Here is a 15,401-nt window from a genome sequence, read left to right on the forward strand (position 1 = left end):
TGAGAGATATATAAATCAAATAGAGGGTGCTGTTTTCAGCCGTCTCAGTGGCTCAGCCAGGAACTCTATGGGGGTAAACACATGCGTCATTTTTATCACTTTGTGAACTATCTGTGCTACTTGCAGTTGCCACTCCAGTAGATACAAGAGTAGCGGTTCCGATTCCGGCGACTAATTGAAGAGCTTCTCGTCAGGAACTGATCGAATTGTTTTATCTCCCATCGCATAGATAGCTAACCAATCTAATCATATAAATCTGCTGTATATTATTTGGTGTTAAAAAGTCACTCCATGCGAGCGTTCAACGCCTAATCCAAGGAAATCGTTTTTATCTCTCTGAGTGGACAACGTTTGATGGAAGCAGACGACGAAGGCCTCTCCGGGTGTTTGCCCTCCACTTGTTCTGCTAATATTCTTCTAAATCCCTGCATAGGTCTTACTGAGCAGGTCTACGAGTGTGAACAAGAGACTCAACAATATGTATACTCCACAAACTGATTTGACTATACAGTGCCTGATCTCCCTGTTTTTCCGAATTTTTTGGTTAACCATCCGCCAAACAGACCGCCTATGGAGCCAGTTATCCCACCCATTGCGAATATAACCATAGTGAATAAAATTGTGAAAAGAGCAAGCACGATTGAGGAAGACGTATTGGNCCATCCGCCAAACAGACCGCCTATGGAGCCAGTTATCCCACCCATTGCGAATATAACCATAGTGAATAAAATTGTGAAAAGAGCAAGCACGATTGAGGAAGACGTATTGGTAGTTGAAGTAGTGATATCTGAGATACCGAGAATATACGCTGGTAGTGAACCAATTAAACCAGCATAAAACCCAGCCATTGATGCGCGTAAGGATGTTTCGTTAGCGAGGTATCCTGAAACAATCCCCCCGAAAAAGACTAATCCGAGTGTGAAGGATTCTCCCGAAGTATGATATATGTTATATACTATGGTCAATGGAATTGAGATAAGTCCACCAACGAGGGCGCACTTCAATATTTCATTTATCTTTTTATAGAATGGGGGCATTCCAACCATTTTCTGTGTGTTCTCCAATAATGTCCTATAGTATAAATCTTAGTCTCCATTCAGCAAAACTGAATCCATCGGTATCACGTAGAACAGTCAGTTATAACCACGATTGGCCGAATTTATATAATATAGATTAAAACTAGTAGTTCTGGAAATGTAAATAGCACAATACTCATTAGAATAACAGCGCTCCAGCAGCGAACGGCACTTTCTCTCGGTGATTATCGTGTTTATCGGCCTCGACGGTACCGCGAACGCGACCCCGAGGATCACGCCAGCCAATGCTGTAACGACGAGTGATGCCACGCGTTCTTGGTCGTAGCGAGGCGAATTGGTGTGAAAAGCGTAGTGACTTCGGCCGAATGGAGAGACGGCGTAGCCGGTCGACTGACCCGCCTAACGAGATTTGAATTTCTTATAGAGAAACCTACATTTCGGACCGTGTCTCGTCCCACATCGGGCCGCCTTGTTCCGTTGAAGATAACGTGCGAACTGCTAGTACCACTGATTATTTGCTGTGTACTCCTAATACCACGTATAAACGAGACTCGAGTTGCTGTTGTGACGGGCGGCGGTCGCTCACCACAGTTGTGACTCGAGCAATCGGTCGGGCCGGGACGGGAACGCGATGAATCATCGAACGCTCCTCGCGCCGGCCGTCGGCATGCTGGCGCTGGTCGGCTGCCTCGACAGCGGTACCGAGAACGGCGAGACCGCTCAGACGAACTGGAGCGACCCCATCGCGAGAAAGAGCAGGCCGAACCCGACGAGGACGACCGCACTCAGTGTTGCGATCGCGGGTGCGAAGGCGTCGACGCGCTTCCCCGCCGCGACCAGCGCCGCCGGATAGGCGACGACCCAGATCGCGATCCCGCCGAAGAACCCGAGTAGCAGCGCCGGTGACCCGGTCTGAACGACTAACGTCCCTCCGAGTGCCTCACCCACGACTGGGGCGTACGATAACACGTCGAGCGTTCCCGACTCGAGCAGGCCGACGCCGACGGTGAGCCAGAAGCCGATCTGATAGGGGTTGGTCAGAGAGAGGACGAACGTTTTCCGGAATCCCGTGGCAGCGGCCCGACTGGCGTCGGTAAACGACGTGGTGGCCCGCGCGTCGTCGATCGCACCGCTGGCGAAGTACAACATCAGACAGCCGCCGGCCAGATAGAGCGCCGGGCGGACCGCCGGGACGCTGTCGAGAACGGCGACGAGCCCCGCAAGGGTGAGAACGAAGAAAATCGCGTCCGCCAGCATCGCGCCGAGTCCGGCCCGGAACCCGGCCGCCCAGCCGCGGACCACGCTCTCCTCGGCGATGATCGCGTTCATCGGTCCCGGCGGAGCCGCAAGCGCGAGTCCGAAGACGACGCCGGCCAGTGTAGTGGTAACGGGCGAAGCCACGAGTCTCAGTCTCGATTGGGCGCGCCGCCGTCAAAAGCGCAGTGATCGACTCGAGCCGGCGGTTAGCGGTGCCGACCGCCGGTGCCGGTTCGACGGACCGTCCGATCACTCCGACTCCGTCGTCGGTTTCGTCGGCTCCTCGAGTGCGCCGGGCGCGATCGAACACCCACAGGGCGTCGCGATCCGTTCGAACGGGCCGCGCATCGTCACCTGTGAGACCGGGGTCCCACAACGAGGGCAGTCGGGAAGCGACGGCCGTTCATCGGTATCGCCAACTGAGTCGGTCATCGATGCCACCTCGAACCGGTGGGACGAAGCGGGCGTTCGTGGACGTGGGTGCTCGAACACGGCCGTCGAATCGATCGAGCGGTCAATATGACGGTAGCGTTCCGTTGCTGGTACTTATATCTATTGAATACTAGCCTAGAAAATAATCTCGGCCCGTTCGCCCCCCGATTAGGGGTCCGTATCGACAGCCGCCGAGCGTGTTGGGCCCGACTGCGTCCCGTTGCTCGAGGGACTGGACCCGGTTGTTCGACGCGCGGACCAGTGTTTTCTTTTCGTTTCGGATCGTGGGCTGACACGTAATGAGGGACCGGACCCGGTTCGAAACGCCCGAACGGAGTCCCCGTGCCCGACCCGTGGAGGCGTATCAGAATGAGACGACGCGAACTACTCACTGGCATCGGTAGCGTCGGCGTTCTCACCGGTGGAGCCGGTGTCGTCCTCGGCGGACTGCCGTCGTTCGGGGACGAACCGGCCGCCGAGTCAGAACCCGACGAGGGATCGGAATGGCCGATCGAGATAGCGACGCTCGACGCTCGAGGGAGCGAGGCCGGGACGATAGTGGTCCCCAACGACGGGATCACGGTCGCCGAGTTCTTCGTCACGGGCTGTGGCCACTGCCAGGCACAGATGCCACGCCTCGCCGAGGCCCAGTCGCGACTCGTCGACGACTACGGAGAGGACCTCACGGTCGTTTCCGTCACCTATCAGTCGACGGACTCGCTCCCGGACGACGAACTCCGGACGTGGTGGCGAACCCACGACGGCAACTGGGCCGTCGCGCGCGATCCGGAATCGTCGCTGGCGGCACACTACGGCATCATCGGCTATCCGGTGACGGCCGTCATCGACGAAACGGGCGAGAAACGCTGGGAGAAACTCGGCGTCGAGTCAAGCGACGCCATCGTGCAGGCAGTCGAGGCAGCCTTCGAGTCGTTCGAACGGGATCACGGACCCTCCGGAACCGCGTCGAACGACTCGACGACGGCCTGATGGGTCGTTTCGGCGTGACTTCGAGCCCGAACGACGGGTGCGCCGAGAGCCCGACCGAGGACACTACGCCTTCGCCTGCCAAGTCCGGATGCGATCGGCGCTGACTCCTTCAACGTCCTCAGCGACGGCATCAGGGTCGGCGTCGGTCAGGTCCTCGAGGTCCTCGATCCCCGCGTCGGCGAGTTTCTCGACGGTCTTCGCGCCAACCCCGTCGAGCGCCTCGAGATCGGATCCCGACTCGCTCTCGCGGGCCTGGAACTCCTGATAGTTACAGATCGGGCAGCCGAGTTCCCAGGGGTCGTCGCCGCTGTGGACGACGAGTTCGGGCAGGTCGTGTTCCGCACAGCGCTCGTCGGTGACCTCGATCTCGCCGCGGCGGGGCAGGGGCAGCGAGTACTCGCAGTCGGGGTAGCGCGTACAGCCCACGAGGCGGGAGCCGCTCTGGAGGGTTTTGACTGCTAACTCGCCCCCGTGTTCTTCCCCGCAGTCCGGACACTCGCCCAGCACCGGCCCTTCGCCGGCGTCTTCGGCCTTACAGAGCGGGCAGCCGTGGACGAACGTCTGGCGGCCCGCGAGCATCTTGACCTCGTGTAGGTCGTGCTCCGCACACTCCTCGTCGAGGATGAGCGGCTTGCCGGTCGAGGGCAGCGGCAGCGTGTTCTCGCAGTCGGGGTAGCCGTCACAGCCGATGAAATAGGAGCCGTGGCGGCTCCGGCGCACGAGCAGGTCCTCGCCACAGTCGGGACACGGTCCCAGCCGCTTGTCGTCTTTGAGCGACTTCCGGAGGTGATCGCCGATCTCCTCGCGCGAGTCCGCGAGGTTCTCGAAGATTTCCTCGAGCATCTCGCGAGACTCGTCGGTCACGTCGTCTAAGGTCGCCTCGCCGTTGGCGATGGCGTCCATGTCCGCCTCGAGCTGGGCGGTCATCTCCTCGCTGACGATCCGATCGGCGTAGCTCTCGGCCGCGTCGACGACGGCCATCGCGAGCTTGGTCGGGCGCGGCGGATCGCTCTCGATGTACCCCCGATCGTAGAGTTTCTCGAGGGTGTTATGGCGGGTCGACTTCGTCCCGATCCCCATCTCCTCCATGGTCTCGATGAGCCGCGACTGGCCGTAGCGACGGGGCGGCTGGGTCTGTTTGTCCTCGAGTTCGACATCGGAGAGCGCCAGAGTCTCGCCCTCGTCGACATCGGGGACGTAGTTCTCCGTCGTACTGAAGTACGGGTAGACGTCGTGGTAACCGGGTTCGACGAGGCGTTTGCCGTTCGCCTTGAGCCGGTGGTCGTCGGTCTCGGCAACGACCTTGAGGTGTTCCCAGACCGCGGCGTCGGCGACGGTCGCGTAGAACCGCCGGACGACGAGTTCGTAGACCTCCCACTCGTCGTCTGAGATGTCGCCGCGGCTCGGGATCTCGCCGGTCGGGTGAATCGGCGGGTGGTCGGTCGTCTCCTCGTCGCCTTCCGTCGGCGTGATCTCGTCGGCCTCGAGCAGCGACTCGGCGCTGTCCCCGAGCGACGGATGGCTGACGAACTCGTCTAAGAGCTCTTCGGGATCGAGGTCGTCGGGATAGACGGTGTTGTCGGTCCGCGGATAGGTAATGTAGCCGGCGGTGTAGAGGTCCTCGGCGATCGACATCGCCCGTTTGGCCGAGTAGCCGATGGCGCTCGCCGCGCGGATGAACTGGGTCGTGTTGAACGGCTCCGGCGGCGTATCGGTGCGGGTTCGCCGGGTGACGTCGACGACGGTCGCGCTCTCGCGCTCGGCGAGCGTCTCGTAGACCTCGTCCGCGATATCTTCCTCCCAGACGCGCTCGGCCTCGTTGTCGTCCTCGTCGCGGTAGAAGTACTGGGACTCGAAGGCGGTGTCGTCGTCTCGCGGTTCCTCACCGCTCGACGTCTCCGAGGCGCGTTGCGCCTCGCTCTTCGTGAGGTCCGCGAAGATCTCCCAGTAGTCCTCCGGATCGAAGGCTTCGATCTCGCGCTCGCGATCGACGATCAACTTCAGCGTCGGCGACTGTACCCGGCCGACGGAGATGAAGTCGTCGCCCAACTGGCCCGCGGACAGTGAGAGATAGCGAGTGAGCGCGGCCCCCCAGACGAGGTCGATGATCTGGCGGGCCTCGCCGGCGGCCGCGAGGTCGAAGTCGAGGTCGTCGGGTTCGTCGAACGCGTTCTGCACTTCGTTTTCCGTGATCGAGGAGAACCGAACCCGGCGGATCGGTACGTCTTCGTCGACGTTCCGGACGATGTCGTAGGCCTCCTTGCCGATCAGTTCCCCCTCACGGTCGTAGTCCGTCGCGATCGTCACGCGCTGTGCCCGACGGGCCAGGAGTCGCAGCGTCGCAACGATGTTCTCCTTCGTCGCCGTCTTCTCGACGTCGGCACCGATCAACTCGACCGGTTCGACGTCCCGCCAGTCGGAGTACTCCGACGGGAAGTCGACCCCGACGACGTGGCCCGACAGCCCAACACAGCGCTTGCCGCCCCACTCGTAGATGTTGACGCCGTTCTCTCGGCTCGAGTCGTAGGTCCCGCCGGAAAGGATGTCGGCGATCCGGCGGGCCGCGTTGTCCTTCTCCGTGATGATCAGCTCCACCGGGGGTCACCTCCCGCTTCGCGAGCGTCCGGCTGCCGTCGTCGCGGACGAGTGTCGGTCATCGTCGGTCGGTACGATTGAGTCGCTGATAACGCTTTCGCCAAAACCGACCGACAGCGCGGGTGTGCGTGTGATCGCGGGCTCGCGTGGGCGTGTGCGAGAGGACCCTGCGGAACGACCACCCTGCGCCAGCGAGCCGAGGCTGGTTCGACGCGCGAACGAGAACGCAACAGTGAACGAGCCGAAATCCGACGGACCAGGACCTCGAGGCGGAAATCCCCTCCGAATGTGCGTTTCCGTGAGTCTCTCACGAAAGTTGTATATGTTCCGATCACGGCTGCGATAGGCTTTTCACTACCAAGTCATACCACTTAGTTGTATGAGCGAATTCGAGCAGTTCAGTCAGGTCGGCGAAGCCGACGTCACCCGCGCGATCGGACAGGAGTGGACCGAGGAGTTCATGGATTTCTCGGACTCGGACGTCATCATCGTCGGCGGCGGCCCCTCGGGGCTGACCGCGGCGAAGGAACTCTCCGAGCGCGGCGTCCAGACGATGGTCGTCGAGAAGAACAACTACCTCGGGGGCGGCTTCTGGCTCGGCGGCTTCCTGATGAACAAGGTCACCGTGCGTGACCCCGCACAGAAGATCCTCGAGGATCTCGACGTGGACTTCAAGCAGTCTCAGGACAGTGAGGGGCTGTACGTCGCGAACGGTCCCGAGGCCTGTTCCGGGCTCATCAAAGCCGCCTGCGACGCCGGTGCGAAGATGCAGAACATGACCGAATTCACGGACATCGTCATCCGCGAGGACCACCGTGTTGGAGGCATCGTGATGAACTGGACGCCGGTCCACGCCCTGCCGCGCGAGATCACCTGCGTCGACCCGATCGCGGTCGAGGCCGATCTGGTCATCGACGCGACCGGCCACGACGCGATGGCGGTCAAGAAACTCGACGAACGTGGCGTCCTCGACGCGCCGGGCATCGGCGACGCCGAGGCGTCGGCGACCGGTATGGACCAGACCGGCGACGACTCCTACGGCGCGCCGGGCCACGACTCGCCGGGCCACGACTCGATGTGGGTCGGCAAGTCCGAGGACGCCGTCGTCGAACACACCGGCCTCGTCCACGACGGCCTCATCGCCACCGGGATGGCTACCGCGACGACCTACGGCCTGCCGCGCATGGGGCCGACCTTCGGCGCGATGCTCGTCTCCGGGAAGCGGGCCGCCCAGGAAGCGCTGAACGAACTCGAGATCGATGCCGATCCCGTCGAACTGACTTCGCGCGCGGCTCCCGCCGACGACTGAGCAGCGACCAGTTCGGACGTGTGGGTTCGCGGCCGAATCGAACGCCGGGAAGCGAAACCGCGCCGTTGGTTTCGCGGCCGGTCGACTGAGTGAGGTGTGACTGGTTCGAAGAGGACTCCTCGAGAACCCGCGTCACCGTTCGCTAGCCCCGCCTGAAACGAGTAACACACTGCTTGCAAACCGTCGTCGATGGGGCGGGTGTGACGTCTCAAAAGAAACGCAAACACTGTTTCCGAGCGATCTCGCTAGCCATATCTGACTGATTATTTGCTGAGAGTTACTATCTGTCCTATCGATATATTCGTCTCTGTATAATTCAGCCGACGATCCGTCCCGGGATTCGTGACGTGGAGTGAGGCCGGACTGGAACCAGAACCCGGCTCACGTCGCGATCGACGAGCGCGTGCCCGGTTCGACGGCGGTCGGGAGCCTCTGTGCACTGTCGCCGACTCCGGTCCGAGCAAGCGACTGGCTGCGAAATACGAGCCGACACCGGCGTCACTAGCCGTTCTTCACTGGTTGTCACGGGCCACACGATCTCTCCGATACCACGTTATACAGCGCCATGGTGGCATAGTTCGCTGCCCGACGCCGTCAACGACGTGTGACTCCGCTTCCAGAGACGACCGACACGGAGATCGGAACGACCCCATATCAGATAACAAATCTGGGAATAAAGAGATCATCGTCGTCTTCGAACTGTTTCGGTACCTCTCGAGAAGAAACTACTAGATGGTTTCTCTGCTGTTCTCGTTCGCAGTCTCAATCGACGGATGAGTGTCGCTCGGCGTCGGTTCGCCGAACGGAACGTCCCCGGACGATCACGGTGTGGACTGCGAGCCGACGCAGCGTCGGCGGGTCAGCCGAAGAGTTGACGCATCATCGGGTGCATCTCCATGAGTTGCTCCTCGGCGATTTCCTCGTAGAGTTTGTACGTGATGCTCACCGTGAGCAGCAGTGAGGTTCCCGAAATCCCGCCGATGGTGCCGAGCATATTCGCGAGCACGGCCAGGATACCGACGAGCAGGCCGCCGAGGACGGCGACCTGCGGGATGTACCGTTCCATGACCTGCTCGATGACGCCGACGTTCTGGCGGAAGCCGGGGATCTGCATTCCGGAATTGTCGATCTGTCGAGCCGTCGATTCGGGCCCCATATCGGCGGTTTCGACCCAGAAGACCGAAAACACGATCCCGCCGCCGAGCATGAACACGAGGTCGATCGCCACGCGGAGGATGACCTGCCAGGGATGCTGTGTCACATTACCAGTCCACCACATCCACTGCCGCGGGGTGTGGATCGGGTTCAAATAATAAAACAGTCCATCGACAGGGCTCCCGTTCGCGTAGACACCGAGCCACGCGGGGAGGGCGTCTCCGAACTGCCGGTACAGAATGCGTCCGAGGAACTGGATATTGCCCTGTAGCGCGCGGACGAAAATCAGCGGGAGGACGCTCGCATAGATGAGTTTGACCGGGAACCGTCCGCGAGCGCCCTTGACTCGAGCATGCGAGAGCGGAATCTCGACGCGAACGCTCTCGGCGTAGACGACGATCGCAAAGATCAGCAGCGTCGTCAGGAGTCGAACGATGTTGCCGACGCCGAACAGCAACGACTGGAGTCCCGCTTCGGTGAGCGGCGAGCCGACCTGAATGTCGCCGAGCAGGATTTCGACCCAGGCGGTCACGACGCCGGGTTGCTGGCCGGTGAGTCCGGGAATCGAGAGCAGCCCGCCGATGAGTTTTTGACTCACGCCGGCGACGATAAAGAGCCCGACACCGCTCCCAACGCCCCACTTGCTGATGACTTCGTCCATGAGCAAGATCAGGACGCCGCCGACGAATATTTGAGCGAATATGAGCCACTTGACGACGCTCTGTGGAACGCTCAGTGCGTGAGCGATGCTCGGATCGACCGGCAAGAACCCGCCCGCGAACACCATCGGAAGGCCGGTCAGGCAGATCATGACGATCACCAGTAGCTTCTGTAGTCCCTGATAAAGCACCTGATCGCGCGGATCGTCGGTATCGAGCCCCAACAGGTTCGCGCCGCCCAACAGCTGTAAGACGATACTCGCAGTCACGATCGGACCGATACCGAGCTGGAGGATCGTCCCCTGTCCACCCGCCAAAATCGATCGGAACTGACCGAAAATATCGCTTCCCTGATCAGCGCCGAAGAGGTAGACATTGGACAGGAAGAAATACAAAACGAGCGTGCCGGCCGTCCAGGCGAGTTTCCGACGGAACGGGACGTGTCCCTCGGGGCGGCGGACGGTCGGCATGCGAACGAGGATCGGTTCGGCTGCTTCTTTCCAACTCATCGGTACCACGTCGGCGTCGAATGTAGTCGACAACGATACCCGCGGCCGATAAGAACGGGAGTGTCAGTATGGTATCTCATACGCTTCTCTGGAGTTGATACTCACGCCGCAACCGGGCGAATCCGCGTCGAAGCGAGCGTCTCGACTCGACGTAGACTGCCGGCTGCCGACTGAGTGCTCGTGTCCGACTTGAGCGAGAGTCGATAAAAATACTAGTGATTCGCATCCGGCAGCGACTCGTCGGGCGGTACCGCATCGATCACCCGCATCGGACATCGCCGTCCGAACCGATCGAAGGCCGCAATCGAGTCCTCGTCCCACGGAGGCACGGCGACGAAGACGATCCCGTGGAGATCGTCGCGTTTCGTAAGTCGAAGCTCCGAGAGCGGATGGGTAACGAATCGACCGTGCGTCCGTGTCGGTGGGATCTGCAATTCCATTCCGAAGACGGTACTGACGGAGTTCCGGCCTTTGGGCAGATAGAAATGCGTGAAGACGGGCATCGATTCGGGGATGTCGGCGCGACTCGAGATCCGACTGGCGGGCGTCACGGCCAATCCGATCGAAAGCGACTCCGGTTCGGCGCGGCGAGCCGTCTCGAGCAGCGTTTCGAGGAGCGGCCGCGTGATGTACACCTGATGCCGGTCATCCGTCGGCGAGACCGGCTGTGATGAGAGTGCTGCCGAAACGCCCGTCCGATCACTGGCAACCGCACCGAGTCCGGCGACGACGCCGAGGAACTCGAGGTCCAGATCGATCGCGATCCCCGGACCGGACACCGGCACGTTCGAGAGGAGATCCATCGTACTTCCGACGAGGCCGACCGCACACAGACAGACACCGATCGAGAACACTGCACCTGAGAGCCGAGAGTCGAAGTCGATGCTCACAAGCGACATGGTTGAGTGACTCCACCGGTCGACGGTCGTGCGTCCCGGTCGTCGTATCGACGGACCCGCGCCCGCGGATGCGGTGACCGACCGGAGTCCGATCGGCGTTGTAACAATGACTTAGCCATTGTTACGAGGATGGGGATGCCGGCTGGATGGCGAGCGTTTTCCGAATGATCTGCCGGGACGCCATCGAGCACAGGAAGTACCAGACGATCCACGTCGCCATCGGACCGACGAGGGGGTCTTGCCACGAGACAGCGCCGGCAAGCGGAACGACGAGTCCGGTCTCGCCGGCTCCGAGGTGTCCGCCACGGACCTTCCAACGGAGCCAGAGGAACACCGGAATCGTCAGCAACATGATCCAGACCATCGGTCGGAACTGCAGTTTGAACATGCCCAGTTGATCGCCGGCGGCCGCCATCTGTTCTTCCCGAATCCGCTCGAGCGCTTCTTCATCGCCCCGTTCTTTGGCCGCTTTCTGTCGCTCTTGCAGGTCGCTCATCCGCTCCTGATACGCCTGTAACTTCTCGGTGTTCGTGAGCCGCGCCTGTAGAACGGTCGAATAGAGGCCGGTCACGATCGCGAGGAGGATGATGACCGCGTAAAACGGGAGGGCATCGGTGATCGGTGCGAGAACGAGATCGTCGACCGACGCGACCGTATTCCGAATCCCCGTGTTCCAGTATCCCATAAAGAAGGCGAGTGCCGTCAGCCCGACCGCCTTGTCGTACCAGGCCCACGGTTCGGCTTCGATCTCGTCCTCGTTTTCGTCCGGTCCCGAACCTTGGTCGGTGTCCTCGAGTTCTCGCTGGATGCGGTTCGGGTCGGCGAGCACGAATCCGCTGCTCTCCGCCACGAGCGTCCCGGTTCGGATCAACCGTCCCCACTGGTCACTCGATAGCGCGTCACTCACGTCGGCCCACTGCAACTCCTCGCGTCCACTGTCGCTCCGTTCGAACACGACTGCGATGGCGTCACGCATCGCTGGCTCCTCGAGAAGCGACGCTAACTGCGGTTCTGGCATAGCCGTACGTAGACGTTATCTCAGAGAGTTATCAACGCTTCCCATCGTCGGCGACCGAGAACCGAAGCGACTGCGAGTCGAATCCGCCAGCGAGACACGCACGACCGATACGGGAGTCAGCAACGACACCGTACGGTCGCTGGGACCGAACTCGCGAGCAGGACAACAGGGTTGGAACCGAAGACCGTCGGCCGGCGACGACTCGTGGTTCGGCACTCTGGGCAACGGTTACCGAGCCGACGTGGTGAGACGGAGCCGTAACAACCACTAAGTCATTGTCAAGGCAGGATCGGGCTGGACCGGGACCAGGGGTACTCCTCCGATCGGAGCGCGTCGGTCCGCAGGCCGCGGCACGACGTGTCGTCCGACTCGTTCCAGCTGAGAACAGGGGGACGCGACCTGTCGTGTGCCTCGCGGGTAACACCGACTCTCCGCGGGTCAAATATCGATCTCGACGGTTTCGGTTTCGGTACAGTTCGGACACGTTAACCGATAGAGGATGTGGCCGGACCTGGGTTCCGTCTCGACGTGTGTTTGCCACTCGCTGTCGAGGACGGTGTCTTCGAAGCCACAGCCGTGACACGTCTGTCGCTTGTGTTCCAGACTCTTCGTAAACGCGTCGACTCCCTTCTGGTGGTGCTCGGTGAAGTCGCTCATCACGTGAGTATATCAGCCCGACTCACTTAACCATATCTAAAAATATACATTGATATACTAGACGGTCGTCCCGACTCTCCTGTCCGCACCTGTCCATGGGGCGCGCATTCACGGCGGACCCGGCAGCTTGCCCACGGAAGCGGCGGACCTGACTCAGGACGCTGTCTCGGCGTCGATGTCGTGGGAGACGACCTGCCAGTCGGCCGGCGACAGTTCGTGACCGTCGAACCCCTCGTGTTCGGGATACGCCGTGAGGACGAGATACTCGGCTCGGTCCCGCAGATAGTCGACCAACGTTCGGAGGTTGTCGCTTGCCAGCCCACCGAGACCGTCGAGGAGCAACACCGGAACGCGCTCGTCGACGTCGAACGCGTCGTGGCCAGCGACCGCTGCGACGAGTCCCAGGACCTCCCGTTCGCCCTCGCTGAGCGCGTCCAGTCGCGCTTCGCGGCCGTCCCGGGCGACGACGAGGTCGAACCCGCTCGTAAGACGGGCCGTCTCGAATCCCGTGTCGAATCGCTCCAGGAGGTCGTTGAGCGCGGTCGAAAACGCCTCGCGGGTGCGCCGTTTGATCTCCGTCTTGCGACCCCTGAGTTCGGATATCTCCGCCGTCAGCGACGCGTACTCGTCGTCCAGCGTCGACAACTGGTCCGCCTGCGCCTCGGCGTCCTCGAGATCCGCACGAACCTCCGCTAACTCCGTTTCGGTATATTTGATCTCGCTTTCCAGTTCCAGCACTCGCTCTTCGGTCGCGTCCACCGCTTCGGCGAGTGTCTCGATACGCGACGCCAGTTCCGACCGCCGTTCCCGGGCGCTTTCCAGACTCTCTTCGGTCTCTGCCAGTCGCGATTCGAGAGCGCCGATACGATCGGTGAGTTCCGTCTCACGCCGGCGAGCCTGCCGAATCTCGTCGCGTTTCGCTTCGAGCGTTGCGACTCGCTCCCGGTACTCGTCGGCTTGCGAGTCGAGTTCCCCGATCCGCTCGTCGAGCGCCGCTAACTGCGCCTCGATCTCGTCGCGTGTGGCATCCTCGCCGCAGAGCCAGCACGTTACTGTGTCCGCGAGCACGTCGTGGGAAACGTCGGTCAGCAGTTCGGTGCGACCCTCATCGAGGACGCGCTTGTTCGCCTCGTAGACCGACTGCAACAGTTCGACGTCCCGCTCTACGTCACGGCGATCCTCGTGGAGCGTCTCGAGTTCGCGTTCGATGTCCTCGCTCGATGGAACCGAGAGCGCCTCGAGTTCGGCTTGCGTCTCCGACAGCGTCTCGCGGACGCGCTCGGCAGTCGTCTCGAGGCGGTCGATGCGGGAATCGATGCGATCGCGCTCCACGCGCAGTTCGCTCAACTGGTCTCGGGAGTCCGAGCTACCGCCGGTCTCGTCGTCGAGATCGGCTCGCTGGGCGTGCAGTTCGTCGAGCGTCGACTCGAGGTCCGTTACTCGAGTCCGGAGCTGTGGCAGTCGGTCGGCGGCGTCCGCCGCTCGGTCGCGTTCCGTCTCGACCCGTTGTCGTTCCGCTTTCAGGTCGGCGATCCGTTCGTCGATGTTTTCGAAATCCAGCGGCCGCGTGAGGAGGTGGTCGATGGTCTCGCCGTTTCGAACGGCCCGTCGGATCTCGTTGGTTTCGTCGAGCGACGCGAACAACGTCGCGCACACCCGATCGTATTCGTCGTGGAGATACGGGGTTCCCGTCCGGGAGACTGACCCGTCCGTCCGCTCGAGGGTGACGGCGATCTCGTCGTCGGCCGTGGTGACGGTGACCCGACCGGTCGCCTGCCCCTCGGTGAGCGGCGTCGCCGTGCCGAGCGCCGTTTCGATGCTCGCGAGAAAGCTGGATTTCCCCTGCCAGTTGGACGCTCGGACGACGTTTACGCCCGGTTCGATGCGTGCCTCTCCCTCCCGAATACCGGCGATGTTCTCGATGGAGAACTGCCACGTCATAACGGGATAGCAGCGGTCGCGACCGCCTCGACGAGGTACGGGTCTTCGAGAAGGGCCGTCCGAATCCCCTCGAGGAGTCCGTACGGAACCGCGAGGAGGGACAACGCGTTCCGCCCCTGCTCCCGCATCGACTCGTCCGGCTCGGCGTCGACGTGCGTCTCACAGACGTACCCGCGTTCGACCGCGTCCGCGAACGGGACCCGAACCGAACACTCCGGACAACTCAGTTTGACCTGTACGTCGACGTCCGCTTGCTCCCCGTTCCGGAGACGGCCCTTCGAGGTGAGCGACGACAGTACCGACTGGGCCTTTTCGGTGGCCCGTTCGCGAGCCATCCGGACGGTGTCCGTCTCCCAGTCCGTGTCCGCCGACTGCGTGTCCTTTTCGGCCTCGAGACAGTCCTTGAGGTGGTGACGCATCGTGCTCCAGGAGGGCAGTTCGCTATCGATCTCGTCGATATCGAGCCCATCCGTGGCGAGATCGGCCGCGAGTTCGTCGCGGTGGAGCGTTTCCTCGCCCGTAATGAGTTCGTATTCGCGGTCCAGATGGACGGTGACGGTATCTCGGTCGTGCTCCTCGTAGAGCCGTTTCAGGAGCCGTTTGTTGAACCACTCCGTGAGGGCTTTGTATCCGTCGGCGGACCGGCCGTCCGAACCGGTCCAGCGCGCCACCAGATACTCGTTGACGGAATCGTACTCCGGGACGGGGACGGTCAGAGAATGGCGTTCGATAAGGGTATCGACCTTACATCCCATCGTTGTGGTCTGTTCGAACGGAGGGTCCGACCGCTAATAAACGTGATTACTACACGCCCGGACCGTCCGGAAACGGGGCAATCGCGCTGACGGCGTGGCCTCCGGGAACTCTCGCCGCCAGTCCCGCGCAGCTACGGCAGTTTGCTTGTGAACCGCGCCTTATAGTAGGTGGTATGATGTAACACTCA

General features: G+C 61.5%; 12 protein-coding genes. 2 read left to right on the plus strand and 10 right to left on the minus strand.

The window, feature by feature from the left end; all coding sequences use genetic code 11:
• Window positions 1-503: 503 nt before the first annotated feature.
• The 3 genes from C487_RS20260 to C487_RS19465 form a co-directional block, all read right to left on the minus strand.
• Window positions 504-1,046 (minus strand): DUF5518 domain-containing protein, encoded by a 543-nt coding sequence (locus C487_RS20260; RefSeq protein ID WP_449406429.1) that lies wholly within the window; start codon window positions 1,044-1,046, stop codon window positions 504-506.
• Between the two features lie 711 nt (window positions 1,047-1,757).
• Window positions 1,758-2,438: a LysE family translocator gene (locus C487_RS08785; RefSeq protein WP_049908042.1), complete on the minus strand. Its 681-nt coding sequence runs from the start codon at window positions 2,436-2,438 to the stop codon at window positions 1,758-1,760.
• Window positions 2,439-2,543: 105 nt separating this feature from the next.
• A complete protein-coding gene (locus tag C487_RS19465; protein WP_238705290.1) occupies window positions 2,544-2,726 on the minus strand; it encodes a hypothetical protein in 183 nt (60 codons plus the stop codon).
• A gap of 369 nt (window positions 2,727-3,095) precedes the next feature.
• Here C487_RS19465 and C487_RS08795 point away from each other — a divergent pair, with 369 nt between their 5' ends.
• Entirely contained in the window at window positions 3,096-3,716 is a 621-nt protein-coding gene (locus C487_RS08795) for a TlpA family protein disulfide reductase (RefSeq protein WP_006185386.1), read from the plus strand.
• Window positions 3,717-3,779: 63 nt separating this feature from the next.
• Here C487_RS08795 and C487_RS08800 read toward each other — a convergent pair whose 3' ends face one another.
• The gene (locus C487_RS08800; protein WP_006185387.1) at window positions 3,780-6,311 is read right to left on the minus strand and encodes a DNA topoisomerase I; all 2,532 of its coding nucleotides are present in this window, start codon (window positions 6,309-6,311) and stop codon (window positions 3,780-3,782) included.
• Window positions 6,312-6,690: 379 nt separating this feature from the next.
• Here C487_RS08800 and C487_RS08805 point away from each other — a divergent pair, with 379 nt between their 5' ends.
• A complete protein-coding gene (locus C487_RS08805) occupies window positions 6,691-7,620 on the plus strand; it encodes a sulfide-dependent adenosine diphosphate thiazole synthase (protein ID WP_006185388.1) in 930 nt (309 codons plus the stop codon).
• A gap of 859 nt (window positions 7,621-8,479) precedes the next feature.
• Here the strand turns inward: C487_RS08805 and secY are convergent.
• From secY to rdfA, 6 genes are all read right to left on the minus strand, one after another.
• Complete coding sequence (secY, locus tag C487_RS08810) at window positions 8,480-9,943, minus strand: preprotein translocase subunit SecY (protein WP_006185389.1); 1,464 nt, start codon at window positions 9,941-9,943, stop codon at window positions 8,480-8,482.
• A 212-nt stretch (window positions 9,944-10,155) separates the two neighbouring features.
• A complete protein-coding gene (locus C487_RS21840) occupies window positions 10,156-10,842 on the minus strand; it encodes a hypothetical protein (protein WP_006185390.1) in 687 nt (228 codons plus the stop codon).
• Window positions 10,843-10,963: 121 nt separating this feature from the next.
• A complete protein-coding gene (locus C487_RS08820) occupies window positions 10,964-11,860 on the minus strand; it encodes a DUF106 domain-containing protein (protein ID WP_006185391.1) in 897 nt (298 codons plus the stop codon).
• 438 nt (window positions 11,861-12,298) lie between these two features.
• Window positions 12,299-12,517, minus strand: a complete 219-nt coding sequence (locus tag C487_RS08825) for a hypothetical protein (protein ID WP_006185393.1) — start codon at window positions 12,515-12,517, stop codon at window positions 12,299-12,301.
• 153 nt (window positions 12,518-12,670) lie between these two features.
• Window positions 12,671-14,458, minus strand: coding sequence for an archaea-specific SMC-related protein (locus tag C487_RS08830; protein WP_006185394.1), 1,788 nt, complete (start codon window positions 14,456-14,458; stop codon window positions 12,671-12,673).
• The gene (gene rdfA / locus C487_RS08835; protein ID WP_006185395.1) at window positions 14,455-15,213 is read right to left on the minus strand and encodes a rod-determining factor RdfA; all 759 of its coding nucleotides are present in this window, start codon (window positions 15,211-15,213) and stop codon (window positions 14,455-14,457) included. Before rdfA ends, C487_RS08830 begins: the two co-directional genes overlap by 4 nt.
• Window positions 15,214-15,401 lie beyond the last annotated feature (188 nt).

The sequence above is a fragment of the Natrinema pallidum DSM 3751 genome, assembly GCF_000337615.1.
Taxonomy (GTDB): Archaea; Halobacteriota; Halobacteria; order Halobacteriales; family Natrialbaceae; genus Natrinema; species Natrinema pallidum.